Origin of the sequence: Streptomyces sp. NPDC052721 (assembly GCF_040678315.1) — a bacterium.
Lineage (GTDB): Bacteria > Actinomycetota > Actinomycetes > Streptomycetales > Streptomycetaceae > Streptomyces.
Window position 1 is genome coordinate 1 of record NZ_JBFATL010000045.1, and the last position, 25256, is coordinate 25256.

The 25256-nt window shown below is 71.6% G+C and carries 24 protein-coding genes and 2 tRNA genes; 8 read left to right on the forward strand and 18 right to left on the reverse strand.

Annotated elements, in window-relative coordinates; translation table 11 throughout:
* Positions 1–389: 389 nt before the first annotated feature.
* On the reverse strand, positions 390–995 hold the full coding sequence (locus AB0L21_RS32285; RefSeq protein WP_365710353.1) for a helix-turn-helix domain-containing protein: 606 nt from the start codon (positions 993–995) through the stop codon (positions 390–392).
* Between the two features lie 209 nt (positions 996–1204).
* On the opposite strand from AB0L21_RS32285, the gene hisN reads away from it, so the two are divergent.
* Together hisN and AB0L21_RS32295 are read left to right on the forward strand one after the other, a co-directional pair.
* The gene (gene hisN, locus AB0L21_RS32290; RefSeq protein ID WP_365710355.1) at positions 1205–2005 is read left to right on the forward strand and encodes a histidinol-phosphatase; all 801 of its coding nucleotides are present in this window, start codon (positions 1205–1207) and stop codon (positions 2003–2005) included.
* Between the two features lie 161 nt (positions 2006–2166).
* Positions 2167–2562, forward strand: a complete 396-nt coding sequence (locus AB0L21_RS32295) for a CBS domain-containing protein (protein ID WP_189890598.1) — start codon at positions 2167–2169, stop codon at positions 2560–2562.
* A gap of 66 nt (positions 2563–2628) precedes the next feature.
* Here the strand turns inward: AB0L21_RS32295 and AB0L21_RS32300 are convergent, their stop codons facing one another.
* On the reverse strand, positions 2629–4083 hold the full coding sequence (locus AB0L21_RS32300) for a catalase (protein ID WP_365787988.1): 1455 nt from the start codon (positions 4081–4083) through the stop codon (positions 2629–2631).
* A 144-nt stretch (positions 4084–4227) separates the two neighbouring features.
* Here AB0L21_RS32300 and AB0L21_RS32305 point away from each other — a divergent pair, with 144 nt between their 5' ends.
* Positions 4228–4644 (forward strand): Fur family transcriptional regulator, encoded by a 417-nt coding sequence (locus AB0L21_RS32305; protein WP_365710360.1) that lies wholly within the window; start codon positions 4228–4230, stop codon positions 4642–4644.
* Positions 4645–4758: 114 nt separating this feature from the next.
* Here the strand turns inward: AB0L21_RS32305 and AB0L21_RS32310 are convergent.
* The 4 genes from AB0L21_RS32310 to AB0L21_RS32325 all read right to left on the reverse strand — a co-directional run bounded on the left by AB0L21_RS32310 (position 4759) and on the right by AB0L21_RS32325 (position 9981).
* Positions 4759–4832, reverse strand: a tRNA-Met gene (locus AB0L21_RS32310).
* Between the two features lie 68 nt (positions 4833–4900).
* A complete protein-coding gene (locus AB0L21_RS32315; RefSeq protein WP_365710362.1) occupies positions 4901–6712 on the reverse strand; it encodes a tetratricopeptide repeat protein in 1812 nt (603 codons plus the stop codon).
* A 205-nt stretch (positions 6713–6917) separates the two neighbouring features.
* Positions 6918–6991 (reverse strand) — tRNA-Met (locus AB0L21_RS32320).
* A gap of 41 nt (positions 6992–7032) precedes the next feature.
* On the reverse strand, positions 7033–9981 hold the full coding sequence (locus AB0L21_RS32325; protein ID WP_365788010.1) for a UPF0182 family protein: 2949 nt from the start codon (positions 9979–9981) through the stop codon (positions 7033–7035).
* Positions 9982–10145: 164 nt separating this feature from the next.
* Here AB0L21_RS32325 and AB0L21_RS32330 point away from each other — a divergent pair, with 164 nt between their 5' ends.
* The gene (locus AB0L21_RS32330) at positions 10146–10685 is read left to right on the forward strand and encodes a PPA1309 family protein (RefSeq protein ID WP_365787989.1); all 540 of its coding nucleotides are present in this window, start codon (positions 10146–10148) and stop codon (positions 10683–10685) included.
* 93 nt (positions 10686–10778) lie between these two features.
* Here the strand turns inward: AB0L21_RS32330 and AB0L21_RS32335 are convergent, their stop codons facing one another.
* The 4 genes from AB0L21_RS32335 to AB0L21_RS32350 all read right to left on the reverse strand — a co-directional run bounded on the left by AB0L21_RS32335 (position 10779) and on the right by AB0L21_RS32350 (position 14555).
* Positions 10779–11876, reverse strand: coding sequence for a PDZ domain-containing protein (locus tag AB0L21_RS32335; protein WP_365710366.1), 1098 nt, complete (start codon positions 11874–11876; stop codon positions 10779–10781).
* 50 nt (positions 11877–11926) lie between these two features.
* Positions 11927–12100 carry a hypothetical protein gene (locus AB0L21_RS32340; protein ID WP_365710367.1) on the reverse strand — a complete coding sequence of 58 codons (174 nt, stop codon included), beginning with the start codon at positions 12098–12100 and terminating at the stop codon, positions 11927–11929.
* A gap of 763 nt (positions 12101–12863) precedes the next feature.
* Positions 12864–13325, reverse strand: a complete 462-nt coding sequence (locus AB0L21_RS32345; protein ID WP_365787990.1) for a molybdenum cofactor biosynthesis protein MoaE — start codon at positions 13323–13325, stop codon at positions 12864–12866.
* A gap of 117 nt (positions 13326–13442) precedes the next feature.
* Entirely contained in the window at positions 13443–14555 is a 1113-nt protein-coding gene (locus AB0L21_RS32350; protein ID WP_365710371.1) for an SDR family oxidoreductase, read from the reverse strand.
* Between the two features lie 192 nt (positions 14556–14747).
* On the opposite strand from AB0L21_RS32350, the gene AB0L21_RS32355 reads away from it, so the two are divergent.
* Positions 14748–16217 carry a zinc-dependent metalloprotease gene (locus tag AB0L21_RS32355; RefSeq protein WP_365710373.1) on the forward strand — a complete coding sequence of 490 codons (1470 nt, stop codon included), beginning with the start codon at positions 14748–14750 and terminating at the stop codon, positions 16215–16217.
* A complete protein-coding gene (locus AB0L21_RS32360; RefSeq protein WP_365710375.1) occupies positions 16214–16735 on the forward strand; it encodes an NUDIX hydrolase in 522 nt (173 codons plus the stop codon). Before AB0L21_RS32355 ends, AB0L21_RS32360 begins: the two co-directional genes overlap by 4 nt.
* A 46-nt stretch (positions 16736–16781) precedes the next feature.
* On the opposite strand, the gene AB0L21_RS32365 is transcribed toward AB0L21_RS32360, so the two are convergent.
* From AB0L21_RS32365 to AB0L21_RS32380, 4 genes are all read right to left on the reverse strand, one after another.
* Complete coding sequence (locus tag AB0L21_RS32365) at positions 16782–17537, reverse strand: AIM24 family protein (RefSeq protein ID WP_365710377.1); 756 nt, start codon at positions 17535–17537, stop codon at positions 16782–16784.
* 17 nt (positions 17538–17554) lie between these two features.
* The gene (locus AB0L21_RS32370) at positions 17555–18235 is read right to left on the reverse strand and encodes an AIM24 family protein (protein WP_365710379.1); all 681 of its coding nucleotides are present in this window, start codon (positions 18233–18235) and stop codon (positions 17555–17557) included.
* Positions 18236–18247: 12 nt separating this feature from the next.
* The gene (locus tag AB0L21_RS32375; RefSeq protein WP_365787991.1) at positions 18248–19891 is read right to left on the reverse strand and encodes a TerD family protein; all 1644 of its coding nucleotides are present in this window, start codon (positions 19889–19891) and stop codon (positions 18248–18250) included.
* A 168-nt stretch (positions 19892–20059) separates the two neighbouring features.
* Positions 20060–20665 carry a M48 family metallopeptidase gene (locus AB0L21_RS32380; RefSeq protein WP_365787992.1) on the reverse strand — a complete coding sequence of 202 codons (606 nt, stop codon included), beginning with the start codon at positions 20663–20665 and terminating at the stop codon, positions 20060–20062.
* A 232-nt stretch (positions 20666–20897) separates the two neighbouring features.
* Between AB0L21_RS32380 and AB0L21_RS32385 the strand changes: the two genes are divergently transcribed.
* Both AB0L21_RS32385 and AB0L21_RS32390 read left to right on the forward strand, forming a co-directional pair.
* A complete protein-coding gene (locus AB0L21_RS32385) occupies positions 20898–22112 on the forward strand; it encodes a TOMM precursor leader peptide-binding protein (RefSeq protein WP_365787993.1) in 1215 nt (404 codons plus the stop codon).
* Positions 22105–23484 (forward strand): AarF/ABC1/UbiB kinase family protein, encoded by a 1380-nt coding sequence (locus AB0L21_RS32390; RefSeq protein WP_365787994.1) that lies wholly within the window; start codon positions 22105–22107, stop codon positions 23482–23484. Before AB0L21_RS32385 ends, AB0L21_RS32390 begins: the two co-directional genes overlap by 8 nt.
* A gap of 72 nt (positions 23485–23556) precedes the next feature.
* Here the strand turns inward: AB0L21_RS32390 and AB0L21_RS32395 are convergent, their stop codons facing one another.
* From AB0L21_RS32395 to AB0L21_RS32410, 4 genes are all read right to left on the reverse strand, one after another.
* The gene (locus AB0L21_RS32395) at positions 23557–23769 is read right to left on the reverse strand and encodes a hypothetical protein (protein ID WP_365706852.1); all 213 of its coding nucleotides are present in this window, start codon (positions 23767–23769) and stop codon (positions 23557–23559) included.
* Positions 23770–23905: 136 nt separating this feature from the next.
* Positions 23906–24229, reverse strand: coding sequence for a hypothetical protein (locus AB0L21_RS32400; protein ID WP_014674859.1), 324 nt, complete (start codon positions 24227–24229; stop codon positions 23906–23908).
* The gene (locus tag AB0L21_RS32405) at positions 24226–24594 is read right to left on the reverse strand and encodes a WhiB family transcriptional regulator (protein WP_023546912.1); all 369 of its coding nucleotides are present in this window, start codon (positions 24592–24594) and stop codon (positions 24226–24228) included. Before AB0L21_RS32405 ends, AB0L21_RS32400 begins: the two co-directional genes overlap by 4 nt.
* Before the next feature lie 174 nt (positions 24595–24768).
* Entirely contained in the window at positions 24769–25092 is a 324-nt protein-coding gene (locus AB0L21_RS32410) for a hypothetical protein (protein WP_365787995.1), read from the reverse strand.
* Positions 25093–25256: the final 164 nt, after the last annotated feature.

The window sequence follows — 25256 nt, forward strand, 5'->3', positions numbered from 1 at the left end:
GCAGATTTCGCAATCCACACCGAACCCAGAAGGCCCTCACCTGTTCAAGCACCCAGCACGCGTGTCACCAACGTCCCGGGACAGCACACCTAGGCGGTCTGCCCGGGCTGCGGTGGCCGCGCGCTCGTCGCGGCACCGAGGACCCCTTCTTCCGCGGGGCGCCGCGTCCGGCGACGGCGGCGTCCGCCCGGCCGCCCCGGTGGAGTCCGGCCACCGCGCGCCGAGGTGCCGGCCGGCCTGGACCGGCTGCGGGACCTGGCCCGGCGCTCCGCGCCCGCCGACCGCTCCGACGCCGCCCGTGAACGCGTAAACCGTCCCCGGCACTTCGGGACCCTGTACTTCCGGGGCGGCCCGTACGAGGACGGCGTCCGGGACAGGCGGCGGCCACCTCACACCAGGTGCCGTGGCAGCACCGCCCGTACCAGCTCCGCCATCCCGCCCTCCCCCGGCGGCGCCGCCACGCAGGACAGGGCGAGGCGTACGACCAGCTCACAGGAGCGGAGCAGTTCGGCGCTGTCGGCCGGGTCGGCGCCGGGACCCGCCAGCGCGGTCGCCGCACGGTCCCGGACGATCCGTACGAAGTCGCGGGGTGCCGGCAGCGGCCCGTCCGCCCGGCGCTGTGCCGGTACCGCGGTGGCGGAGGGTACGGCGGTGAGCGGCGGGCTCGGCAGCCGCTCGGTCCAGCAGCCGGTGAGCATGGCCCGGACCAGCGCGTTGTCCCGGGCCGCGGTGGCCGTCCACTCGGCGGTGGCGGTGAGCCGGTCCCGCGCCTCGGCGGAGCCGGCGAGGGCCCGCTCGACGCCGGCGAGGTATCCGTCGGCCTCCCGCCGCACCAGCGCCCGGGCCAGGCCGTCCTTGCTGCCGAACTCGTTGTACAGGGTCTGCCGGGACACCCCGGCCGACGCGGCCACGTCGACCATCCGCACAGCGGACCACGGCCGGCGCGCGAGCGCCGTGTACGCGGCGTCCAACAGCGATTCGCGGGCAGCAGGCATCCTCGCCTCCCTGGACCACACCGACTCTGCGCCCAGATTTGACGCGCTTGTATGCACTGTCAAGGGTTTGCGAGGGAGCGGGGGGTGCGTTCGGTCGTCCGCCGGCCGCGGGTCCGCCGTGGCGGATCGCGCGGTTCCCCACGCCCCTTCGGGGCACTCCCGCCGCCCCCGGTAGCCCCGTACGGACCCCGCCGGATACCGTTCCTCACATGCCCGACTACCTCGACGACCTCCGCCTCGCCCACGTCCTCGCGGACGCGGCCGACGCCGCCACCACGGCCCGCTTCAAGGCCCTCGACCTCAAGGTGGAGACGAAGCCGGACATGACCCCGGTGAGCGAAGCGGACAAGGCCGCGGAGGAACTCGTCCGCGGCCGGCTCCAGCGTGCCCGCCCGAGGGACGCCGTCCTCGGCGAGGAGTACGGCATCGAGGGCACGGGCCCCCGCCGCTGGGTGATCGACCCGATCGACGGCACGAAGAACTACGTGCGGGGCGTCCCGGTCTGGGCCACCCTGATCTCCCTGATGGAGGCGGGGGAGGGTGGGTACGAGCCCGTCGTCGGCGTCGTCTCCGCCCCCGCGCTCGGCCGCCGCTGGTGGGCCGCGAAGGGCCACGGCGCCTTCACCGGCCGCAGCCTCACCTCCGCGGCCCGCATCCACGTCTCGCGCGTCGGCAAGCTCGCGGACGCCTCCTTCGCGTACTCCTCGCTCTCCGGCTGGGAGGAGCAGAACCGCCTGGACGGCTTCCTGGATCTGTCCCGCCAGGTGTGGCGTACGCGCGCGTACGGCGACTTCTGGCCGTACATGATGGTCGCCGAGGGCTCCGTGGACATCTGCGCCGAGCCGGAGCTGTCCCTGTGGGACATGGCCGCCAACGCGATCATCGTGACGGAGGCGGGCGGCACCTTCACCGGCCTCGACGGCCGCCCGGGCCCGCACAGCGGCAACGCGGCGGCGTCCAACGGCCTCCTCCACGACGAGCTGCTGGGGTACCTCAACCCGCGCCCGTGAGGACCGGGGAGAGGAACGGGAGTACTCCCGCTACGCCCTCAACTGGCGCCGCGCGCCCCCTTGTTGACCCTCCCTTTACCTGGCACTCTGGGGCCACCCCCACTTGTGAACTTGTGAATCCCTGAACTGTTCCCAGGGATTCCTAGGAGGTGGTTCCGTCCATGCTCGTCCGTGACGCCATGAGCACGGTGATACTCACCCTCGGCCCCGCCCACACCCTCCGCCAGGCAGCCGCCCTGATGTCCGCCCGCCGCGTCGGCGCCGCCGTGGTCCTCGACCCGGACGCCGGCGGCATCGGCATCCTGACCGAACGCGACATCCTCAACTCCGTCGGCCTCGGGCAGAACCCGGACGCGGAGCGCACCCACGCCCACACCACCACCGACGTCGTCTTCGCCGCCCCGACCTGGACCCTGGAGGAAGCGGCCCGCGCCATGGCGCACGGCGGCTTCCGGCACCTCGTCGTCCTCGACCGCGGCGACGTGGCCGGGATCGTCTCGGTCCGCGACATCGTCCGCCGCTGGCTACCGGCCCGCGAGCCCACGCCCGCGCTGTGACACGCGAAGCGGGCCGGACCCCGAGCACCGTGGGGTCCGGCCCGCCCAGCCGCGAGGGCGGCCGGCTCAGCCGCGCAGCTCCCGCACCGCCGCTTCCAGCCGCTTGCCGAAGTCGGCGTCGGCGCTGGCGAAGTTGCCGATCGCGCGCTCGACGATGTCCTCGCGGGAGACCTGGGAGATGGCGCCCGCCAGGTTGGCGATCAGCCGCTCCTTCTCGGCCTCCGACATCAGCCGGTAGAGGTTGCCCGCCTGGACGAAGTCGTCGTCCTCGGCGTGCACGGGCGTCGGGTGGTTGCCGGTGCCGCCCGTGAAGCCGTCGAACGGCTGCCAGAGCGGACGGCCGGTCTGCTGCGGTCCGCCGAAGCTGTTCGGCTCGTAGTTCTTCGCACCGCCGTGCCGGCCGTCGTAGAGGAAGCCGTCACGGGAGTTGGTGCGCGCCTCGGTGGCGTGCGGGCGGTTCACCGGCAGGTGGTCGGCGTTGATGCCGACGCGGTAGCGGTGGGCGTCGCCGTACGCGAAGAGGCGGCCCTGGAGCATCTTGTCGGGCGAGGGGCCGATGCCGGGCACGAAGTGCGCCGGGGAGAAGATCGACTGCTCGACCTCGGCGAAGATGTTCCGCGGGTTGCGGTTCAGCTCCAGCTTGCCGATCTCGATGACCGGGTAGTCCGCGTGCGGCCAGACCTTGGTCAGGTCGAACGGGTTGAAGCGGTACGTCGCCGCGTCCGCCGCCGGCATGATCTGCACGCCCACGGTCCAGCTCGGGAACTCGCCGCGCTCGATCGCCTCGCGCAGGTCGCGCTGGTGGGAGTCGGGGTCCTTGCCCGCGAGGACCTCGGCCTCCTCGGCGGTGAGGTTCTTGATCCCCTGGTCGGTCTTGAAGTGGTACTTGACCCAGAAGACCTCGCCGGCGGCGTTGTTCCACTGATAGGTGTGCGAGCCGAAGCCGTCCATGTGACGGTACGACGCCGGGATGCCGCGGTCGCCGAAGAGCCAGGTCACCTGGTGGGTCGACTCGGGCGACAGCGACCAGAAGTCCCACACGTTGTCGGCCTCGGTGCTGCCGGTGTACGGGTCGCGCTTCTGGGTGTGGATGAAGTCCGGGAACTTGATCGCGTCCCGGATGAAGAAGACCGGGGTGTTGTTGCCGACGAGGTCGTAGTTGCCCTCCTCGGTGTAGAACTTCAGCGCGAACCCGCGCGGGTCACGGACGGCGTCCGCCGCGCCGAGGTTGCCGGCCACGGTCGAGAAGCGCAGGAAGACCTCGGTCTGCTTGCCGGCCTCGGAGAGGAAGGCGGCGCGGATGTACGGCGTGACGTCGGCGGTCACGGTGAAGGTGCCGTACGCGCCGGCACCACGGGCGTGCACCACGCGCTCCGGGATGCGCTCGCGGTTGAAGTGCGCCAGCTTCTCCAGCAGCAGCTGGTCCTGGACGAGGACCGGCCCGCCGACGCCCGCCGTCTCGCTGTTCTGGTTGTCGGCGACCGGGGCACCGGCCTCCGTGGTGAGCGGTCCCTGCGTCACGTACGCCTCCTGCGTCATCACTGACTGTCCTGTCCTGTGGCCAAAGCCGGTTCCGATCCTACAATGGACATTGTCTAAGTCAAATGACGATCCAAAGTCACACCTATTCCCGACCTGGGGACTCTTGCTGTTAGGCTGGTGGCCATGAGCGACCTTCTGGAACGGCTCCGTGGACGCGGATGGCGGATGACCGCGCAGCGACGCGTGGTGGCCGAGGTCCTGAACGGCGAGCACGTCCATCTGACGGCCGACGAGGTCCACGCACGGGCTGTCGCGAAGCTGCCCGAGATCTCCCGGGCGACCGTCTACAACACGCTCGGCGAGCTGGTCTCGCTCGGCGAGGTGCTGGAAGTCACCACGGACAAGCGCGCCAAGCGGTACGACCCGAACGCGCACCAGCCGCACCATCACCTGGTCTGCGCCCGGTGCGGCGCGATCCGCGACGTGCACCCGACCGGCAACCCCCTCGCCGACCTCCCCGACACCGAGCGCTTCGGCTTCACGGTGTCGGACGTCGAGGTGACGTACCGGGGGCTGTGCCCGAACTGCGCGGGCGCGTAGTACACCCGCTTCCCTGGAGCCCCGGCATCCGCCGGGGCTCTTCGCGTACGCGCCTCACGCACGAAAACACCGAGGGCCGGAACCCATCTCTGGATTCCGGCCCTCGGCCTTCAGTAGCGGGGACAGGATTTGAACCTGCGACCTCTGGGTTATGAGCCCAGCGAGCTACCGAGCTGCTCCACCCCGCGTCGATGAATACGACACTACGTGAGGGAAGCATCGAGAAGCAAATCAGTGGGGGCCGGGGTGTCCGGCGTCACGCCGAGAGCTCCTCCCGCAGCGCGTCCCGCAGCCGTCCCGCCCGCTCGGACACCTCCGCCGGCCCCAGTGCCACCGCTCTGTCGGCCCACCGCTGCCCCTCCGCCAGCTCGCCACGACGCGCGTAGACGAGGGCCAGCCGCAGCGCCGCCCGCCCGTGCCCGGCGTCGGCGGCCCGGGTCCACCACACCGCCGCCTCCGGTTCGCTCCCCTCGCGGGCGAGCAGCAGCCCCAGGTTGAAGGCGCCGTTGCGCGACCCGGCCTCGGCCGCCGCCCGGTACCACCGCGCCGCCTCCACCACGTCACCCCGGGCCGCCGCGAGCATGCCGACCCGCACCTGCGCCCGCCGGTGCCCCTGCGAGGCGGCACGCTCGTACCACTCCTCGCACTCGGTCTTCTCCTGGACGGTCTCCCCCAGCTCGTGCGCGGGCTCCGGCGGCCGGCGCGCGTCGAGCAGGGTGGCCAGCCGGTATGCGCCCTCCGCGCTGCCGCCGCCCGCCGCACAGCGCAGGTGCCGTTCGGCCTGCTGCTCGTCGCCCTCGCGCAGCCGGGCGATCCCGACCTGGAGCGCGGCCTCGGTGTGCCCGGCGGCCGCCGCCCGCTCGTACCAGCGCAGCGCCATCGCGTCCTCCCCGCGCCCGGCGTAGAGGATGCCGAGGTTGAACGCGGCGTCCACGCTGCCGGCCTCGGCGGCCTTGGAGAACCACGGCTCGGCCCCGGTCGTGTCGCCGTTCTGGAGCAGCAGGATGGCCAGCGCGTTCGCGGCCTCGCGGTGCCCGGCGTACGCGGCCCGCCGGTACCACTGCTCGGCCTGTGCGGTCCGGCCCTGCTCGGCGCAGAGCAGCCCGAGGTTGTAGGCGCCGTTGTCGTCGCCGGCGTCCAGCGCGGCCCGGTACCACCGCTCGGCGGTCTGGGTCTCGCCGCGCTCGGCGTGCAGCGCGCCCAGCGCGTTGGCCGCGTTGCCGTCCCCGTCCTGGGCGGCACGCAGCCACCACACGGCGGCACTCTCGGTGTCGCCGGCGTCGCGCAGCAGGAAGCCGAGCGCGCAGGCGGCCCGCGGCTCGCCGTCCTTGGCGGAGGTCAGGTACCAGCGCCCGGCCTCCTTCAGTTCGCCGCGCTTCTCCAGGATCGCCCCGAGCTGCAGCGCGGCCCGCCGGTGCCCGCGCGCGGCGGCCTGCCGGTACCACTGCTCGGCCTCGGCGACAGCGTTGTCGCCCCCGTTCTCGTCCCCGTGTCCGGCCGCGCGGTCGAGGGCGCGCGCCAGCCGGTAGGCGGCCTCCCGGTGCCCGCGCTCGGCAGCGGCACGCATCCAGTGTTCGGCGCCGACGTCCCCGCGGTGCTCCAGCAGGTCGGCGAGCGCGTAGGCACCGAGGACATGGCCCTGCTCGGCGGACTGGCGCAGCCAGTACTCGGCGGCGGGTTCGTCCCCGCGCTCCCGGTGGTGGCGGCCGAGCGCGTGCGCGGCGGCGGCGGAACCCGCGACGGCGGCGATCCGCCACCAGCCGGCCGCCTCCTCCGGGTAGCCGCGCTGGTGCAGCAGGACGCCCAGGTTGTTGGCCGCGGCCCGGTCACCGGCCGCGGTGGCCGCGCGCAGGTGGGGTTCGGCTCCGTCGAGGTCGCCGCGGCGCAGCAGCATGGCTCCGAGGACGCTGGCCGCCTCGGCGTCACCGCTCTGCGCGGCGAGCGCGAGGCGTGTCTCCTCGGCGGCTTCCCCCATGTCCGCGATCTCGTCGCGGGCCGGCCCCGCGTCGGACGGCTGCACAAATCGCCCTGACTCGAACAGAGTTGCCTTGTCCCCCATAACGTCCATCGTCGCACCACCTGCAACCTGGGTACACCCGGTATACCGCAGCCCGTGAGGTCACTTGAGCGTTTTGTCGACATGCCCACAGAGAGACAAGTCAAACACAAACCGGCCAACTCCCCACGGCGGCGCGGCCGTCCCTCCCCTCAGTACATGAGTTCGCACACCACGAAGGCCCGGATCCGTGTTGGATCCGGGCCTTCGACTTCAGTAGCGGGGACAGGATTTGAACCTGCGACCTCTGGGTTATGAGCCCAGCGAGCTACCGAGCTGCTCCACCCCGCGCCGTTGTGTGTCAACCGTACCACGGCGCGAGGAGGTCTTGATCAACTCCGGTTCTTGTCGCTGTCCTTGTCAGCGCTCTTGTCGCTGCTCTTGTCGTTGCTTTTGCCGCTGCTCCTGTCGCCGTTCTTGCCGGCGCTGCCCGTCTCGGACTGGGCCTCCTCTGCGCGCTTCAGCGCGTCCTGAAGGTCCTTCTGCGCCTTGGCGTACGCGTCCCAGTCCGGCCCGTTCTTCAGGGCCTGCTGCCCGGCGTCGAACGCCTTCTGCGCGTCTTCCAGCGCCTGCTTGACCGTCGGATTGCCGGTGTTGGGCGGGGTGGTGGTGCCGGTCTCCGGCGGTCTGGTCGAACCCTTCACCCCGAACACCTCGTCGAGGGCCTCGTCCAGGGTGTTCTCGAAGGCGGTCTTGCCCTCGTAGGTGACCAGAACCTTCCTCAGCAACGGGTACTTGAGGGAGCCACCGCGGACGTAGACGGGCTCCGCGTACAGCAGGCCCCCGTCCAGCGGCACGGTCAGCAGATTGCCGTACTCGACCTTCGAATGCCCGCGGCTGAGGAGGCTGATGGTCTCGGCGATGGCCGACTCGGAGTTGAACTGGCTCTGGACCTGTTTGGGGCCGTCGACGGTGGTGTTCGTCGGCAGCTTCAGGACTCTGATCCTGCCGTAGTCGCTGGTGCGCGGATCGGAGTCGACGGCCATGAAAGCGCTGAGGTTGTCGCGCCCGTTGGGCGTGAACGTCGTCGTCAGGGAGAACGCCTGCTCGCTCTGGCCCGGCATCTTCATGCTCAGGTAGTACGGCGGCACCGCGCTGCCCGAGTCGTTCGTCGGGTCGTCCGGGACCTGCCACACCTCGCTGCCGGTCAGGAACGTCTGCGCGTCCGTCACGTGGTAGCGGGTGAGCAGCTCGCGCTGCACCTTGAACAGGTCCTGCGGATAGCGCAGATGGTCCATCAGGTCCGCGGAGATGGCGCTGCGCGGCTCCACCGTGTCGGGGAAGGCCTTCATCCAGGTCTTCAGCACCGGGTCCCGGGTGTCCCACTGGTACAGCTTGACCTCGCCCGTGTAGGCGTCGACGGTCGCCTTCACCGAGTTGCGGATGTAGTTGACCTGGTTCTGCTGGGCCACCACCGCGCGCGAGTTGTTCGTCGCGGTCAGCGAGTCGGCCGTCGTGTCACCGAGGGTCGTACGGGAGGAGTACGGGTAGCCGTTCGACGTCGTGTACGCGTCGACGATCCACTGGATGCGGTGGTTCACGACCGCCGGGTACGCGTCGCCGTCGATGGTCAGCCAGGGGGCGACCGCCTCCACACGCTCCTTGGGCGTACGGTTGTACAGGATCCGCGAGCCCTTGCCGATCGCGCCCGAGTAGAGGATCTGCGGCTCGTTGAACGCCACCGCGTACGCGGCGCGGTTGACCGGGTTGTCGAGGTTGACCCCGCTCCTGCCCTGGTAGCTGGTGGTCATCTCACGCTCGTTGTCGGAGTAGTCGACCTCCTTCTGGGGGCCTCCGACGATCGAGTACGTGGTGGTCTTCTCGCCGTAGTAGATCCGCTGTTCGTACGTCCCGAGGTCGCCCTGGGACGGCAGGTTCTTCTCGGTGAAGACCGGCCGGCCCTCGGAGTCGGCCTCGGTGCCCTTGGCGGCCACCACACCGAAGCCGTGCGTGTAGCGGAAGTGGTCGTTGATCCAGTTGTTCTTCGGGATGCCGTCCAGGTTCAGTTCGCGCAGACCGATGACGGTGTCCTGCTCCTTGCCGTCCTTGGCGTACCGGTCGACGTCGAGGTTGGTCGGGAACCCGTAGTAGGCCTTGATCTGCTGGAGCTGCTGGAACGTCGGCGAGACCACGTTCGGGTCCATGATGCGGATGCTGGCCGTGGCGTCGACCTGGTCGCGCAACTCGGTCTTGTCCGAGGTCGTCGACTTGCCCGCGTACTCGGTGACCTTGGCGTCGTCGATGCCGTACGCCTCGCGGGTCGCCTTCAGGTTCTTCTGGACGTACGGCGCCTCCTTGGCCTGCTCGTTCGGCTGGACCTGGAACTTCTGCACGATGGCCGGGTACAGGCCGCCGATCAGGATCGCCGACAGGACCATCAGGCCGAAGCCGATGACCGGAAGCTGCCAGGTGCGCCGCCACAGGGTGGCGAAGAACAGCAGCGCGCAGATGACGGCGATGCAGAACAGGATCGTCTTGGCCGGCAGATAGGCGTTGGCGTCGACGTAGCGCAGGCCGGTCCAGTTGCCCGTCGCCTTGAAGTCGCTGGACTTGACGGCGAGGCCGTACCGGTCGAGCCAGTAGGCGACCGCCTTGAGGGCGACGAAGATCCCGAGCAGCACCGACAGGTGTCCGGTCGCGGCGGCGGTGGCGCGCGCCCCCGGGCTGGTGACACGGAGCCCGCCGTACAGGTAGTGGGTGAGCGCGGCGGCGATCAGGCACAGGATGGCGGCGGCGAAGCCGAAGCCCAGCAGGAAGCGGTACCAGGGCAGGTCGAAGGCGTAGAAGGAGACGTCGAGGTGGAACTGCGGGTCCTTCTGGTGGAAGGGCACGCCGTTCACCCACATCAGCCAGGTCCGCCACTGGCCCGACGCGGAGGCGCCCGCGATCAGCCCGACCAGGGCGGTCACGGCGAGCAGCAGCCACTTCTTGTACGGCGCGATGGCCATGCGGTAGCGGTCGAGGCTCTGCTGCTCCATGGACATGGCACTGAGCGGGGGCCGCAGCCGGTGCGCGAGCCAGATGTTGAGGCCGACCGCCGCCGCCATCAGCAGGCCGAAGACGAAGAAGAGCCCGATCTTGGTCGACAGGGTGGTGGTGAACACGGACGAGTAGTGCACCGACCGGTACCACAGCCAGTCCGTCCAGAAGCCCGCGAACATGGTGAACGCCATGCCGAGCACGGCGAGGACGCCCAGTGTCACGAGGAGGGCTCGGACCCTCCGGGACGGGCGGCCCGCTTTGATCCGTGGCCCCGTCGGGCCTCCGCCGCGGTCCGGCATCTGGAAAGCCAAGGTGCGCACCTCGAAGTTCGCTGTCGATCCGTCAGGCCCTCGGGTTCGCGGGCCCGCCGTGGCCCCCCGTGATCGCGGGCCCACACCTATGCAACTTACTCACGGTTTACTCGGTTCCCGATTCCGGCCGGGAACGAGGCAGGATTGTGACCATGTCCAACACTCCCATGGCAGCGAGCCCGCTCACCCGGGCCGTACTCGAGATCGACGAGTACGTCTCCGGCCTCGGCTGGGACCAGCCCGCTCGCCTCTTCGCCCTCGTAGACACCGCACAGCTGCGGGCTCAGGAACCTTCGCTCGCGGCCCAGCTGGGCCTGGAGGACGAGTCCAAGACCGGTCTCACCCCGATCGAGCAGGACGAGCTCCCGTCCGGCAAGCCTCTCGACGAGTTCCTCGGCACCATCGCCTGGCCCGACGCGGTGACCGGGTGCGCGCTCGCGGTGGAGCGCCTGATGCTGCCGCCGTCCGCAGAGGCCCAGGTCCCCTCCGGTCTCGACGAGGCCGGGCTGGCCAGGTGGGTGGCCGAGCATCCCGAGCGCCAGGAGGTCCGGATGACGGTGGCCGTGCTGCGCGACGGCAGCCGCGAGTCGGCGCTGCGGCTGCGGGAGAAGGACTCCCCGACGGAGGTCCTGACCGGCCCCGACCTGGTCCCGGGCCTGGCGGACGCGCTGGCGGCGACGTTCGCGGACTGATCCCGTTCGCGGACGGACCCCGTCCCGCCCGGGGTACGGCGCTGGGGGCGCCCCTGATGGTCAGGGAGCGCCCCCAGCCGTGTCAGGGCCCGCTCAGCCCTTGGTGGTGCACTTCGGCAGGGCGGCGGTGTCCCCGCTGCGGATGTCCTTCAGCGCGTCGAGCGCGTCGCCGATGGTCTTGACCCTGACCAGGGTGAGCCCGCCCGGGGTGTCCTTGGCGGCCGCCGCGCAGTTGTCGGCGGGGGTCAGGAAGTACCGGGCGCCGCGGTCGCGCGCGCCGACGGTCTTCATCTCGACGCCGCCGATCGGGCCGACCGTGCCGTTGTCGTCGATGGTGCCGGTGCCGGCGACGAACTTGCCGCCGGTGAGGCTGCCCGGGGTGAGCTTGTCGTAGATGCCGAGGGCGAACATCAGACCGGCGCTGGGCCCGCCGACGTCGGCCAGCTTGATGTCGATGGTGAACGGGAAGGTGTGGTCGGTCCCGGCGGAGATGCCGACGATGGCGCGCTTGGCCCCGGTGTCGTGGGAGGTCGTCGTCGTGATCGTGACGTCCTGCGTCCTGGTCGCCGTCCTGTTCGCCTTCTCGGCGGCGGCCTGCTCCTTGGCGGGCACGACGGTGAAGACGACCTTCTGTCCCGGCTTGTGCTTGGTGACCAGCTTGGCGACGTCGGACGGCTGCTTGACCGCCGTGCCGTCGACGGCCTTGATCACGTCACCGGCGTGCAGCTTGCCCTCGGCCGGGGAACCCTTGACGACCGTGGAGACGATCACCCAGGACTTCACCGGGACGCCCAGCTCCTTCAGGGCGGCGACCTTGGCGCTCTCCTGGGACTGGCTGAACTCCTCGGCGTTCTCCTGGCTGGACTGCTCCTCCGTCTTGCCGTCCGGGTACAGCGTGTCGTGCGGGACGATCTTGCTGTCGTGGGCGAGCCAGCCGTAGACGGCCTCCACGAGGTTCATCCGGTAGTCGGCGCCGGTGACCCGGACGGTGGTCATGTTCAGATGGCCGTCCGCCGGATAGCTCTTGTGCCCCGAGATCTGCAGCACCGGCTCGCCGTCGTGCTCCCCGAGCGTGTTCACGGTCGGGCCGGGAGACATCTCCGCGTACGGCACGCGGATGAGGACACCCGCGCACAGGAGCGCGATCAGCATCAGGGTCGAGGCGAGCATCGTCGCGGTGCGGCGTGGCATGTCACGACAGTACGGGACGCCTCTGTCAGCGCACCGTCAGGGCACCCCCGTCAGACGCCGCGCGCACCGGTGTGGGACTTCTCCATGGCCTCGCGGAACCGGGCGTATCCGGCCAGCTCAGGGCCGTCGCTCCGCGCCTTGCGAGTCCGATTGGCCCACGTTCCCCACAGCCCACCGCCGATCGCAGCCACAAGCGGAATCAGCAGCCAGACAAGCACCCCCATGCCGACCTCCCATACGCCATGAGCGTCCGCAAATGACTGATCAGCAGATTAACCATCCGCACGGACAACGCTCACGCTAGGGTGCCGGTTACGCAACCGGGGGGACGTGTGCCCCGTGTGACGCCTTCGGGGGATCACCCGAAGACCAGACGGATCAGCGACACCGGGCGGGAACGGCGGCCGGGAGCAGCGGGCACGCCGGGCGGGAGCAGCGGGCGCTGGGCGGGAGCAGCGGGCGCTGGGCGGGGTTGGCGGGCGCCGGGCCTGGAGCTGCGGGCGTTGGGCGGGGGCCTGCGGGCGCTGGGCGGGGGCCTGCGGGCGCTGGGCCGGGGTTGGCGGGCGCCGGGCTGGGGTCAGAAAGCGCAGGCCGTGGATCAGCGGGAGCACTGGGCTGGACCAGCGGGCGGCGGCCGGGAGTCAGCTCGCGCCTGTCCGGAGCCGGGAGGCGCCAAGGCGCGCCGGCTGGGAGTCAGCGGGCGTCGAGCCAGGATCAGCAGGCAGCCGTCCGGAATCAGCGGGCTGTGGCCGGATCAGCAGGCGGCCGGACCAGGATCAGCGGGCGGTCGGCCCGGGATCGGCACGCGTCGGCCAGGAGTCAGCAGGCGCCGCGCCAAGATCAGCAGGCAACCGTCCGGAATCAGCAAGCTCTGGCCGGATCAGCACGCGGCCGGGCCAGCATCAGCGGGCGGTCGGCCCGGGATCGGCACGCGTCGGCCAGGAGTCAGCAGGCGCCGCGCCAAGATCAGCAGGCGGCCGTCCGGAATCAGCAGGCGCCGACCCACTCCTCCGTGCCGTCCGAGAACTTCTGGTGCTTCCAGATGGGCACCTCGTGCTTGAGGTCGTCGATCAGCTTGCGGCAGGCGTCGAAGGCCTCCGCGCGGTGCGGGCAGGCCACGGCGACGACGACGGCGAGATCGCCGACCCGGAGGTCACCCACCCGGTGGACGGCGGCCAGCGCCCGCACGGGGTGGTCCGCGACGACCTTCTCGGCGATCCGCCGCATCTCGGCCTCGGCACTGGGGTGGCAGGAGTACCCGAGCGCGTCCACGTCAGCACCCCCGTCGTGGTTCCGCACGGTTCCCACGAACAGCGCGACGCCCCCGGCCGCGTCGTCCCCGACGGCCCGGAACACCTCGTCCACGGAGAGCGGGGTCTCCCGGATGCCGATCAGCTTGATGGGGTTCTGAGCCGGCTGCTCACCGGGGTGATCGTTCGTATGCGCCATGCCCCCCATCGTGCCCCACGGGTGTGACAACGGGGAATACGAGTTTCCGCAGGCACGCGCGCGGGACGCTGTGGAGGCTCCTACAGCGGAGCTTCCGCATCGGCTGCTCCCCGCACCTCAGACGCGTCGCCGGGCCTTCCGGGCCCGCCGTACGACAGCCGCCGCGCCCAGCAGAGCGACCGTCGCCCCCGCCGCACCGGCGGCCGTCGCGTCCTTCCGCCCCAGCCGCCGCCCGGCCACCGTGTGCCGCCCGGAGACCTCCTCCAGCAGTTCGGCGAGCACGTCCTCGTTGGTCCACTTCGGCCGCCACCCGGCGTCGTGCAGCCGGCTCCCGCTGACCACCCAGGGGTACATCGTGTAGGCGAGGTCGCCCGCCGGGGACGGGGTGAGCCCGATCCGGTGCAGGCGGGCCGCCGCGCCGAGCGCGACCGTCGAGGGGAGCTCCATCCGCCGGATGCCGCTCAGTTCCTCGACCTCTTCCTGCTCCAGCCATCCGTCGCAGCCGACGGCCAGTTCCCCGTCGACCTTCTCCAGTACGGCGTACTCCAGGGCGCTGCACAGATCCTCGACATGGCAGAACTGCCACGCGGGCCGGGACCCGGCCACGACCAGCAGCCGCGGCGACTCGAAGTACCTGGTCAGGGCGGTGTCCGTGCCACCGACCAGGACGGCCGGCCGCACCACGGTGACGTTCAGGCCCGGGTGCGCGCGCGGAGCCCGCCGGGCGAGGCGTTCGATCTCCAGCAGGTCCCCGACGCCGGTCGCCTCGGCGGTGGCGCGCAGCTCCGCGTCCTCGGACAGCGGCAGCTCGTTGTCGGGCAGCGCGCCGTAGACCATCGCCGAGGTGCACAGCACCACCCGGTGCACGCCGGCCGCCGCGGCGGCGGTCAGGACGGTCTGTGTCCCCCGGACGTTGTAAGCGGTGCGCGCCGCCGGATCGGTCTCCAGGTCGAGGTCGAGCGCGAGGTGGACGACGACGTCGGCGCCCCGCAGCTTGTCCGCGATGGCGGGGTCGCGGACGTCGAGGATGTGCCACTGCGCGTCGGCGCACTCGCCGCGCCGTTCGTCGATGGCGAGGACCTGTCTGATCTCCTCCGATGCGGCGAGTCGCTCGGTGAGCAGGGCGCCGACCCCGGTGGCGGCGCCGGTCACCGCGACGACGGGCCCGCGCACGGCGGGGGAGGTTGAGGGGTTTCGCGCTGCGCGAACCTGTGGATCTGGGGAACTCACCGGGCGTCTCCAGCGGTTGTCTTCAGTACGGGCGCGAGTGACGCGTACGTACCAGGTGCATCCATCCTGCCGCAGGCGTTCCGTGGGCGAAGCACCGAGGCCCGATCGGGTCGGGGTGTCTACGCTGGGTGGTGTTGTCGGGCAGCCGCGCCGCCGGAGCGAAACCGGTGGCCTTACCAGCCGAGGAATCCCGTGAGTGACACCCCATTCGGTTTCGGCCTTCCGCCGGAGGAGCCGGAAGACGGCGACGAGGGCAAGAAGAAGGACCAGCAGAGCGGTGGTGGGCAGGGACCGGCCAATCCGTTCGGTTTCGGCGGCCTGCCCGGAGCCGGCGGCTTTGGCGGCCCCGGCGCCGACAACCCGCTCGCAGCCATGTTCGGTTCCCTGAACCCCACCGACCTGGGCGCCGCGTTCCAGCAGCTGGGCCAGATGCTCTCGTACGAGGGCGGCCCGGTGAACTGGGACATGGCCAAGCAGATCGCCCGCCAGACGGTCGCCCAGGGCACTTCGGACGGCACGAAGGACGCGAGCGTCGGCCCGGCCGAGCGCAAGGCGGTGGAGGAGGCCGTCCGCCTGGCCGACCTGTGGCTGGACGACGCGACGTCCCTGCCGTCGGGCGCCGCCTCGGCGGTGGCCTGGTCGCGCGCGGAGTGGGTCGAGGCGACCCTGCCCGCGTGGCAGGAGCTGGTCGACCCGGTCGCCGAGCGGGTCGGCGCGGCCATGGGCGACGTGCTGCCGGAGGAGATGCAGGCCATGGCGGGCCCGCTGATCGGCATGATGCGCTCGATGGGCGGCGCCATGTTCGGCACGCAGATCGGGCAGGCCGTGGGCGTGCTCGCGGGCGAGGTCGTCGGCTCGACCGACATCGGCCTGCCGCTGGGCCCGGCCGGCAAGGCCGCGCTGCTCCCGGCCAACGTGGAGGCGTTCGGCAAGGACCTGGGCGTGCCGCAGGAGGAGGTGCGGCTGTACCTGGCGCTGCGCGAGGCCGCGCACCAGCGGCTGTTCGCGCACGTGCCGTGGCTGCGCTCACACCTGTTCGGCGCGGTCGACGGCTACGCGCGCGGCATCAAGGTCGACACCGCCAAGCTGGAGGACGTGGTCGGCCAGTTCGACCCGCAGAATCCGGAGCAGCTGCAGGACGCGCTCCAGCAGGGCATGTTCCAGCCGGAGGACACGCCCGAGCAGAAGGCCGCTCTGGCCCGTCTGGAGACCGCTCTGGCGCTCGTGGAGGGCTGGGTGGACGCGGTGGTCCACGCCGCCGCGAAGCCGCGCCTGTCGTCCGCCGACGCCCTGCGCGAGACGCTGCGCCGCCGCCGCGCGACCGGTGGCCCGGCGGAGCAGACGTTCGCCACGCTGATCGGCCTGGAGCTGCGTCCGCGCCGGCTGCGCGACGCCTCCCGTCTGTGGGCCTCGCTCACGGACGCGCGCGGGGTCGACGGCCGGGACGGCCTGTGGGCTCACCCGGACATGCTGCCGACCGCGACCGACCTGGACGACCCGGACGGCTTCGTCCACCGCGAGCAGCTGGACTTCTCCGAGCTGGACAAGATGCTCGGCGAGGCGGCGGGCGGCTCGGCGGGCAAGCCGGACCTGCGCAAGAAGGACGACGGCGAGCAGGCCGGGGCCGAGGGCGACGACAGCAAGGGCGACGACGCCGAGTGAGCCTGTACGACGACGCGGTCCTCGTCCTGAAGGAGTACGAGGGCCAGGAGGAGCTGCGCCAGGCCTACCTGGACCATCTGGCGGCCCACCCGGACGGCCTGTGGAAGGCCTGCCACGCGGGTCATCTGACGGCCAGCGCCCTGGTGATCGACCCCGAGCGCGGCCGGGTGCTGCTCACGCTGCACCGGAAGCTGCGCATGTGGCTGCAGATGGGCGGCCACTGTGAGCCGGGCGATCCGACGCTCCGGGCGGCGGCCCTGCGGGAGGCAGCGGAGGAGTCCGGCATCACCGGACTGACGCTGCTTCCCGGTGGCCCGGTGCGGCTGGACCGGCATCCCATCCCGGCTCCGTGCCACTGGCACTTCGACGTGCAGTACGCGGTCCTGGCGCCGCCCGGCGCGGTGCACGAGATCAGCGACGAGTCGCTCGACCTGCGCTGGTACGCCTACGACGAGGTGGCCGGCGTGGCCGACGAGTCGGTCGTACGCCTGCTGGACGGCACGCGCGCCCGGCTCTGACCGTGCGAGGGGTGACCGCGCAGGCGGTCACCCCTCGTCTCGCGGCTCAGCTCCAGACGTTCCCCTGGTTCTGCCCGCGCGCGCCCTGCTGCCCCATGCCGAACTGGGCGGCGAGGCCCTGCCCGATCACCGCGTTCTGCGGCGGCAGCAGCTCGCTGGGCTGCACCAGCGCGAAGCCGGTGCCCATGAAGCTCAGCTCCCAGCCCTCACCGGTGTTGCCGCGCCGGCGCCACACGCCGGAGGAGTGCGTCTGGGCCTGCATCTGCACGCGCAGCCCGGTGGACCAGGCCACGATCGCGTCGGCGTCGCAGTTGACGTACCTGTCGGGCGTGACTTGCATCAGCAGCGGCGCCCCGGAGGTCATGAGGGCGACCCGGCCACGCCCGGTGATGTTGAGCTGGTACTTCCCGGAGCCGGAGATGCCGTACAGGCTGTCGACGGCGATGACCTCGTGGTGCAGCGAGGAGTCCATGGCGAGGACGTAGGAGCTGTCGACGGTCAGCCCGTCCTGCTCGACGTCCATGATGTGCACGTGCTGGGCGAGGTTCGCGAGGTAGACGGTGCCCTGTCCGTGACAGCGCATCAGGTCCAGGCCCTCGCCGGTGTGCGCACGCGCGCGTGCCTGGCCGTTGCTGCGGTACTCGGCGTCGAACTCGACCAGGCCCTGGTAGGCGACCATGGTGCCCTTGCGGGCGAGCAGGTCGTCGTGGCCCTCCAGGGTGACCCGGAGCATCTGCGGGTTCTGCAGGCTCCAGCGCTCCTGCGTCTGGACGTCGTTGTGCGCGAAAAGCGGGCTCTGCATGGTGTTCTGGCTCCCCCTCAGCCCCGGATCCGGAGGCGGTCGGTGCTGTCCTCGCTGGGCTGGACGACGACGATGCCCTGGCCGGAGAAGGCCATCTGGTAGGCCTCGCCGCTGCCCCGGCCGATCAGCGACTGGGCCTTGAAGCTCCGCTTGCCCTTCACCTTCAGGTTCGGTGACCAGGCGACGAGCGCGTCGGGGTCGACGTACGTCTCGTCCTCGCCGCCGCCGCAGTCCACGACGATCGGTTTGCCCCGGGAGGTGAGGGCCACCCAGCCCTGCCCGGAGATCTTCGTGTTCCACAGGCCCTGGCCGGCGAACTTCGCGAGCCCCTTCACGCGCTCCACGCCCCAGGTGAGGTGCGCGTCGAAGGCGAGGAGGTTGGTGGCGTTGACGGAGATGCCGTCGCCGTTGAGGTTGATCACGACGACGTCGGCGCCGTAGTCGGCGAGGTAGAGCAGGCCGTCGCCGGAGCACTTCATCAGCGGCGCGCCCTCGCCGGTGACCCAGTCGCGGGCGATCTGACGGACGGCCGGCGGGTTGGGCTCGTACTGGATGAAGCCCTCGTAGGCGACCATCGACCCCACGCGCGCGAGGAGGTCGTTCCCGGTCTGCAGGGCGACCTTCAGCATGTGGTTGCCGTGGTTCTCCATGCGGGCGGTGACGGGTGCGGGGGCGAAGCCCGCGAGCGGCTGGTTCATGACGGGCTCCCTCTAGACCTCGTACGGCTGGACGACGATGAAGTTGCCGGGCGCGCCCCGGAACTGGAGGTTGACGCTCTCGCCCGTGTCACCCGGATAGGCGTTGCGGCGCATGCGGACCTGGCTGGAGACGATCACCTGGGACGCGGCCGACCAGGCGACGACGGCGTTGCAGTCGGCGAAGGTGGTCGGCGTGACCGGCAGCACCACGGGCGTGCCGTGCGTCTTGACGACGATCGTGCCGGTGCCCTGGAACTGCATGGTGAACAGCGCGCCGCCGGGGATGCCGTGGCCCTCGATCCGGCGCACCTCGTACTGGAGGCTCTCGTCGAAGGCGAGGACGTTCTCGGCGGACACGCAGATGGCGTCGCCCTGGAGCTCGACGGGGTGCAGATGCGTGGAGTTCTCGGCGAGGAACACCTGGCCCTGGCCGGTGCAGCGCATCAGCTGCATCTCCTGGCCGGTGGCGTTGCCGACGATCCGCCCGGCGAACCCGGCACCCTTGTAACTGAAGTCGACCTTGCCCTGGTAGAGCACCATGCTGCCCTGCTTGGCCAGCACCGGCTGGCCGCCGATGCCGAGGTCGACGCGGATGAGCTTCTTGTTCTGCTGGGTCCAGCGCTGCCCGGTCGGCGTCTCCTTGAACGCCTGGAGCGCGGCCGTCACACCGGCACCGCCCTGCGGTGCGCCCTGCGGCACTGAGTAGGGGGCGGGCTGCTGGCCGGGGACCTGCCCGTAGCCCGGGGGCATGGGCGGGGCCGGCTGACCGCCGTGGGGGGCGGGCTGCTGGCCGTATCCGGGGGGCATCGGCGCGCCGGGCTGACCGCCGTACGACGGCTGCTGCTGCGGCTGGCCGTAGGGCGCGGGTGCGGGGGCCGGCGGCGCGGCGGGCGGCGGGACGGTGCCGCCTCCGGGCGGGGTCAGGGGTGCGACGACCGTCGGCGCGGCGTGCACGTTCGGGCCGGGCGCCGGAGCCGGGGGCGGGGTGGGGCCGGGGGGCGGGGCGGGCGCCGGAGCGGGTGCGGGGGCCGGGGCGCCGAACGCGGGTGGGGGCGTGGTCTGGGCGGGCGGAGCGAAGCCCGGGGCCGCGCCGGGCTGGGGCTGCTGCGGCGCGGCGGGCGCCTCCTCCTCCAGCACCTCGCCGCCGAAGTTCTTCAGCAGCGCCTCCAGACCGCCGTCGAAGCCCTGTCCGACGGCGGCGAACCGCCACCCGTCCTTGAAGTAGAAGTCACCGAGCATCACGGCCCGCTCGGTGGAGAACTCCGCGCCGCTGAAGGAGTACCGCGCGACCTCCTCGCCGCCCGCCACGATGCGCAGGTATCCGGGAGCGATCTGGGACATCTGTCCGGCGCCGTCGATGGTCGCCGTGAAGGACAGCTTGCGGATCTGCGAGGGGATCCGGTCGAGCATCACCCGGAACGACTCCGTGTCACCCGCCTGCGCACCCAGCAGCTGGACGGACTCCTCCGGGGACTTCGGCTGGTTGAAGAAGACGAAGTACCGGTCGTCCGAGAGACGCTCGTCGGCGTCCAGACCGAAGCAGCTGATGTCGAAGGTCAGTCCGGGGCCGGAGATCTGCACGCCTACGTACAGATCCGTGCCCGCGGTGAGGTCACTGATCCTGGCCTTGTGGCCGCGTTGGAATTCCCTGGCCATGCGTTACGACCGTCCCCCATCCCGAATGTGAGTGCGTCGCGCCAGGCTAACGGCAAAGACCGACAGCGACCCCCGAGGGCGCTGGTCGGTACAGACCCGGTACACAACCGCACCCGGCCGCTCACACGGAAGGCCGCCCGGAGCGCGCTCGGTCCTGCGGGAGTGCGCTCAGGTGTCCTGCTCGTCGCCCACGCCCGGCACATGCGGCAGCCGGGCGGCGGCGACCACCCCTTCGAGGTAGCCGCGGGCCCGCTCGGTGCGCGGGTAGGCATCCAGCAGCCGCCAGAAGTCGGGGCCGTGGCCGGGGACGAGCAGATGCGCCAGCTCGTGACAGAGCACGTAGTCGACGACGTACTCCGGCATCCCCTGCAACCGGTGCGACAGCCTGATGCTGCCCTCGGCGGGGGTGCACGAACCCCAGCGGGTGTTCTGGTTGGTGACCCAGCGCACGGAGGCGGGCCGGGCCCGGCCGTCGAAGTACTGGGCGGACAGCCGCTCGGCACGCTCGGCCAGCTCGGCGTCGCCCAGCACCCGCTTGCTCTCCTGGGCGGCGAGCTTGTCGAGCATGACGGTGACCCAGCGCTGCTCCTCCGCCTTCGACATCCGGGCGGGGATCAGCACGACGGTGCGGTCGCCCTCGCGGTACGCGGAGACCGTCCGGCGGCGCCGGGCGCTCCTGCGGACCTCGATCGCGCTCGTCCCGGAGCCGCGGGGCGGCTGGCTCGTCGTGCTGCGCTGTGGTTCACCGGCGCGGTGCAGTGGGTCGGCGGGCACGCCCCGACGTTACCCGCTGAGCAGGGGCAAAGTCCCGGCCCGGGGACGGTTCACTCTGGATCCCCCACCATGTGTTTGATTCGTACGACCGATCCGTCCATCCCTTTTGCATCACTTCACCCCGTCTGATTGATATGAAGAACACCCCCAACCTGTGGATAACCCCCGACGCCCGGTGCACGGCACGGGCATGCTGGCGCAGACACGCATTCACGGACACGGGGGGCCAGTCATGCATCCGGTGGTGAAGCCCGCGCTGCGGCGCGGCTGGCGCGATCGCAACACCGTGCAGTTCGGGATGACCCCGGCGCACGCCCTGACCCTGGGCCCGGTCGCCACGGCGACCGGCAGCTTCCTGGACCTGCTCGACGGCACCCGCGGGCTGCCGCTGCTGCGCGAGGAGGGCCGCCGGGCGGACGTGCCGGCCGACCACGTCGACGCGCTGGTGGAGCGGCTGGCCCGCGCGGGCCTCGTCGATGACGCGCGCGGCGGCGGACCGGCCGCGGACGCCCTGCGGGAGAAGACGGACGTCCTCGAACGGCTGCGCCCCGACCTCGCCTCACTGTCCCTCATCACACCCGAGCCGGGCGGCGCGCTGGCGCGGCTCGCGGCCCGGCGCGCGCTGCGCGTCCGGGTGCGGGGTGCGGGCCGGGTCGGCGCCCTGCTCGCGTCCGTGCTGTCGGGCGCCGGCGTCGGCGAGGTCGACGTGTGCGACGTGGGCCGGGTGGAGCCGTGGGACGTGGCGCCGGGCGGGCTGACCACCGAGTCACTGGGCGACCGCCGGGACGCGGCGGCCCGGGCCGCCGTCCGCCGCGCCGCACCGGACCGTCCACCGCGCCACGCCCACTCCCCGGGCTCCGGCGCCGAGGAGCCCGGCCTCTCCCTGGTGATCTTCGCGCCCCGCGACGACGTCGCCGTGCACGCCCCGGACCCGTTCACCGCCGAACCGCTCATGACGACCGGCACCCCTCATCTCTATGCCGGGGTCGTGGAGGGCACGGGTGTCGTCGGCCCGCTCGTCCTGCCCGGCGAGTCGGGCTGCGCCGGCTGCCTGGACCGGGACCGCACGGACCGGGACCCGGCCTGGCCCCGTCTGGTCGCCCAGTGGCGGTCCGGAAGGGCCCGCCGGGTCGGGGCCTGCGACCTCGCCCTGGCCACGGCGGTGGCCGGTCTCGCCGCGGCGCACGCCCTGGCCTTCCTCGACGGAGGGTCACCGTCAGCCGCGGGCACTCGCTGGGAAGCGTCCCTGCCCGGTCTCGACTGGCGCGCCCGGCCGGTCCGGCCGCATCCGGAATGCGCCTGTGGGGCAGCCGACAGAGATAAACGGGAGCACTCCGCAACCGACGGCGAGACGCGCGCGACAATGGCGGTGCAACGGCCGTCGACGAAGCGGCGACGCGAAGCAGGCGCGGCACGGCCGACTGGGACCTGGAGGGCGCATGTCTGATCTTCCCCGGAAGGCGGTCACCCGAACCGCCAAGCTCGCCGCGCTCCCGCTCGGCTTCGCCGGCCGGGCGACCTGGGGGCTGGGCAAGCGGATCGTGGGCGAGTCCGCGGAGATCGTCGGCCGCGAACTGCAACAGCGCACGGCGGAGCAACTGTTCAAGGTGCTCGGCGAGCTGAAGGGCGGCGCGATGAAGTTCGGGCAGGCACTGTCCGTCTTCGAGTCGGCGCTGCCGGAGGAGATCGCCGGCCCCTACCGGGCGGCCCTGACCAAGCTCCAGGAGGCCGCCCCGCCGATGCCGACCCGCACCGTGCACGCCGCGCTCCAGGAACGGCTCGGGCCGGACTGGCGCGACCTCTTCGAGGAGTTCGAGGACAAGCCGGCCGCCGCGGCCTCGATCGGCCAGGTGCACCGGGCGGTGTGGCACGACGGCCGTGAGGTGGCGGTCAAGGTGCAGTACCCGGGCGCCGGTGAGGCACTGCTCTCCGATCTCGGCCAACTGAGCCGGTTCGCCCGGCTGTTGGGTCCGCTCATCCCGGGCATGGACATCAAGCCGCTGATCGCGGAGCTGAGGGACCGCGTCTCGGAGGAGCTGGACTACGGACTGGAGGCCCAGGCGCAGAGCGCCCACGCGGAAGAGTTCGCGGACGACCCGGACGTGGTCGTCCCGGCGGTGGTGCACCAGTGCGAGCAGGTGCTGGTGACCGAGTGGATCGACGGCATCCCGCTGTCCGAGGTGATCGCGGACGGCACCCAGGAGCAGCGCGACCGGGCCGGCCAGCTCCTCGCCCGCTTCCTCTTCTCCGGCCCGGCCCGCACCGGCCTGCTGCACGCCGACCCCCATCCGGGCAACTTCCGTCTGCTGCCCGGCGGCCCGGACGGTCCGGACGACTGGCGCCTGGGAGTCCTGGACTTCGGCACCGTCGACCGGCTCCCCGGCGGCCTGCCGGCCCCGATCGGCATCTCGCTGCGGATGACGCTGGACGGGGAAGCCGAGACGGTCTACGAGCTGCTGTGCGCCGAGGGCTTCGTGAAGGAGGCCATCGAGCTGGACCCGGACGCGGTCCTCGACTACCTGCTGCCGATCATCGAGCCGGCCCGTGTGGAGGCGTTCACCTTCACCCGTTCGTGGATGCGCAGCCAGGCCGCCCGCATCGCCGACCCCCGCTCCCCCGCCTACCAGCTCGGCAAGCAGCTCAACCTGCCGCCGGCCTATCTGCTGATACACCGGGTGACCCTCAGCACGATCGGGGTCCTGTGCCAACTGGGCGCCACGGTACGGCTGCGCGAGGAACTGCAGGAGTGGCTACCGGGCTTCGTGCCCGACCTGCCCGAGGACGACACCGACGAGGAGGAGTCGGCGGCGGGGGCGTGATCGGCGTGCCTTGAGGGGCGGGGGGGGAGGGGCGGGGGGAGGGGGAGGGGGAGGGCCCCGGAGAAGGGTTGCTCACCACCAGGCCGAGTCCAGCCGTCCCTCGATCGCCCGGAGGTTCTCCCGGGAGCAGGCGTCGCAGAAGTACTGGCGGACGCCGTTCTCCACGGAGCAGGTCCAGGTGGCCGGCTGGGGCCCGTCGGCGGGTGTGCCGCAGCGGGCGCACACGAGGCGGCGGCGCTCCGCGGTAGAGCCGCCCTGATCACTTCGGCCGGGAAGACTCGTCACCCGGTGACGATAACCCCGTGACCGGTGGATCGGCGTGCGCAACGCACCGCGGGGGCCGGTCCGTTCGGCCGGACCGGCCCCCGCGGGGAGGCTTCGCCTCCCCGCTTCGGGAGGCCACCGCTGCTCAGGTGTGTCGTTACTGCATGACGGCCATGGCGAGCGCGCGGCGGGCGCGCAGCGAGGCGCGCTCGGCTCGCCGCTGCATCCGCTGGGCGACCGCCAGGCGCACGGCCCGGCGTTCGCGCGCGGCGTCATGGAGGCGCTCGTGCATATGCGCACGAGCCAGGGCTTCTTGCATGAGTTGCATCTCACGGTTCCTGTTCTGGCGCGCTTCGGTCGCGCCGGTGGTGGTGAAGTCTGTGGTCGCGGAGCCGGCGGGCTCGCTGGTGGACGGCTTCATCGGGGCCTGCTTCTTGGGGTCGTGCGTGAGGGGGCGGTCGATCGTTCCTGCGGTGTTCATGCCGTGACCGGGTTCTTCCGCGGGCGGCCACGGGGCCGCTTCCGGGCAACGACGACGCCCTGGACGAACAGCTCGCCACCCCAGACGCCCCAGGGCTCACGCCGCTCCTTGGCGCCGGCGAGGCAGGCCTCGATCAGCGGGCAGGTGCGGCAGAGGGACTTGGCGTACTCGACGTCCGCCGGCGACTCGGCGAAGAAGACCTCCGGGTCGTAGGAGCGGCAGGGGACGGGTACGCCGAGGTTCTCGATGGCGTCGTCGAGCGCGGTGAGCGCGGTGAGGGGGGTCAAGGTGGAGTCCTCCGTGAGGCCGGGCGGGGGGATCGTTTGCGAAGGCGGTACGGACGGGGCGTGCGCTTCGAGTTGCACGGGTGGTTTTCCTCGTCTGGTCGGTCCGGCCGGTTGACCGGGTGTCGGCTGGGTACCGGGTTCTTTTCCTGTCCCGAGGCCCCTTCGCTCCGTCGTCCCCGTTCGGGGAAAACAGAAGGGCCGCGGATCCCGGATGGGGTTCCGCGGCCCTGAAGGCGCCGGCCTGATCGGCGATCAGGCTGGATCACTCCAGGGTTCTGGCCCACGGAAGGCCCACATCAGGTGGTGCTGCGTCGTCTGCTTCCGGAATCCGGCACCGGCCGCCGCAAAGGCATAGGCGTGCGCCTGTGCCGCTACCGCTTCCAGTGCCTTGGTCGGTCGCTCGTTGCGCTCACGGATGGGAAGACCCGTGAGGGCAGGGGAGGACGCCGGACGCACGGCACGGATGCCGGACAGACCGGTGCCCTGGTTCGAGGCGCCGAGCATGCACGTGGAGACGGCCGAGCGATCGGTCAGTTTGGCCGTGCTGACGGTGGTGCTGAAGTTGATGCTGATCACTGGACTCGCCTCCTCTCGGCGTCTCAAGGGACCGGGGTGAACCAGTCCCGTTCGGATATGCAAGTACAACACGGAATCCGGGCCTTGGAGAAGGCCGCTGCTTCCGTGCCTAGAACCTATGGGGATTCGCGGGGCATGCGCAAACTATTTTTTCGACGAGTTGG

What these genes read in the sequence shown, in the direction of transcription:
- AB0L21_RS32285 (WP_365710353.1), bottom strand. Translation starts at nt 995, where the DNA reads ATGCCTGCTGCCCGCGAATCGCTGTTGGACGCCGCGTACACGGCGCTC.
- hisN (WP_365710355.1), top strand. Translation starts at nt 1,205, where the DNA reads ATGCCCGACTACCTCGACGACCTCCGCCTCGCCCACGTCCTCGCGGAC.
- AB0L21_RS32295 (WP_189890598.1), top strand. Translation starts at nt 2,167, where the DNA reads ATGCTCGTCCGTGACGCCATGAGCACGGTGATACTCACCCTCGGCCCC.
- AB0L21_RS32305 (WP_365710360.1), top strand. Translation starts at nt 4,228, where the DNA reads ATGAGCGACCTTCTGGAACGGCTCCGTGGACGCGGATGGCGGATGACC.
- AB0L21_RS32315 (WP_365710362.1), bottom strand. Translation starts at nt 6,712, where the DNA reads ATGGACGTTATGGGGGACAAGGCAACTCTGTTCGAGTCAGGGCGATTT.
- AB0L21_RS32325 (WP_365788010.1), bottom strand. Translation starts at nt 9,981, where the DNA reads ATGCCGGACCGCGGCGGAGGCCCGACGGGGCCACGGATCAAAGCGGGC.
- AB0L21_RS32330 (WP_365787989.1), top strand. Translation starts at nt 10,146, where the DNA reads ATGTCCAACACTCCCATGGCAGCGAGCCCGCTCACCCGGGCCGTACTC.
- AB0L21_RS32335 (WP_365710366.1), bottom strand. Translation starts at nt 11,876, where the DNA reads ATGCCACGCCGCACCGCGACGATGCTCGCCTCGACCCTGATGCTGATC.
- AB0L21_RS32340 (WP_365710367.1), bottom strand. Translation starts at nt 12,100, where the DNA reads ATGGGGGTGCTTGTCTGGCTGCTGATTCCGCTTGTGGCTGCGATCGGC.
- AB0L21_RS32345 (WP_365787990.1), bottom strand. Translation starts at nt 13,325, where the DNA reads ATGGCGCATACGAACGATCACCCCGGTGAGCAGCCGGCTCAGAACCCC.
- AB0L21_RS32365 (WP_365710377.1), bottom strand. Translation starts at nt 17,537, where the DNA reads ATGCAGAGCCCGCTTTTCGCGCACAACGACGTCCAGACGCAGGAGCGC.
- AB0L21_RS32370 (WP_365710379.1), bottom strand. Translation starts at nt 18,235, where the DNA reads ATGAACCAGCCGCTCGCGGGCTTCGCCCCCGCACCCGTCACCGCCCGC.
- AB0L21_RS32375 (WP_365787991.1), bottom strand. Translation starts at nt 19,891, where the DNA reads ATGGCCAGGGAATTCCAACGCGGCCACAAGGCCAGGATCAGTGACCTC.
- AB0L21_RS32385 (WP_365787993.1), top strand. Translation starts at nt 20,898, where the DNA reads ATGCATCCGGTGGTGAAGCCCGCGCTGCGGCGCGGCTGGCGCGATCGC.
- AB0L21_RS32390 (WP_365787994.1), top strand. Translation starts at nt 22,105, where the DNA reads ATGTCTGATCTTCCCCGGAAGGCGGTCACCCGAACCGCCAAGCTCGCC.
- AB0L21_RS32400 (WP_014674859.1), bottom strand. Translation starts at nt 24,229, where the DNA reads ATGAACACCGCAGGAACGATCGACCGCCCCCTCACGCACGACCCCAAG.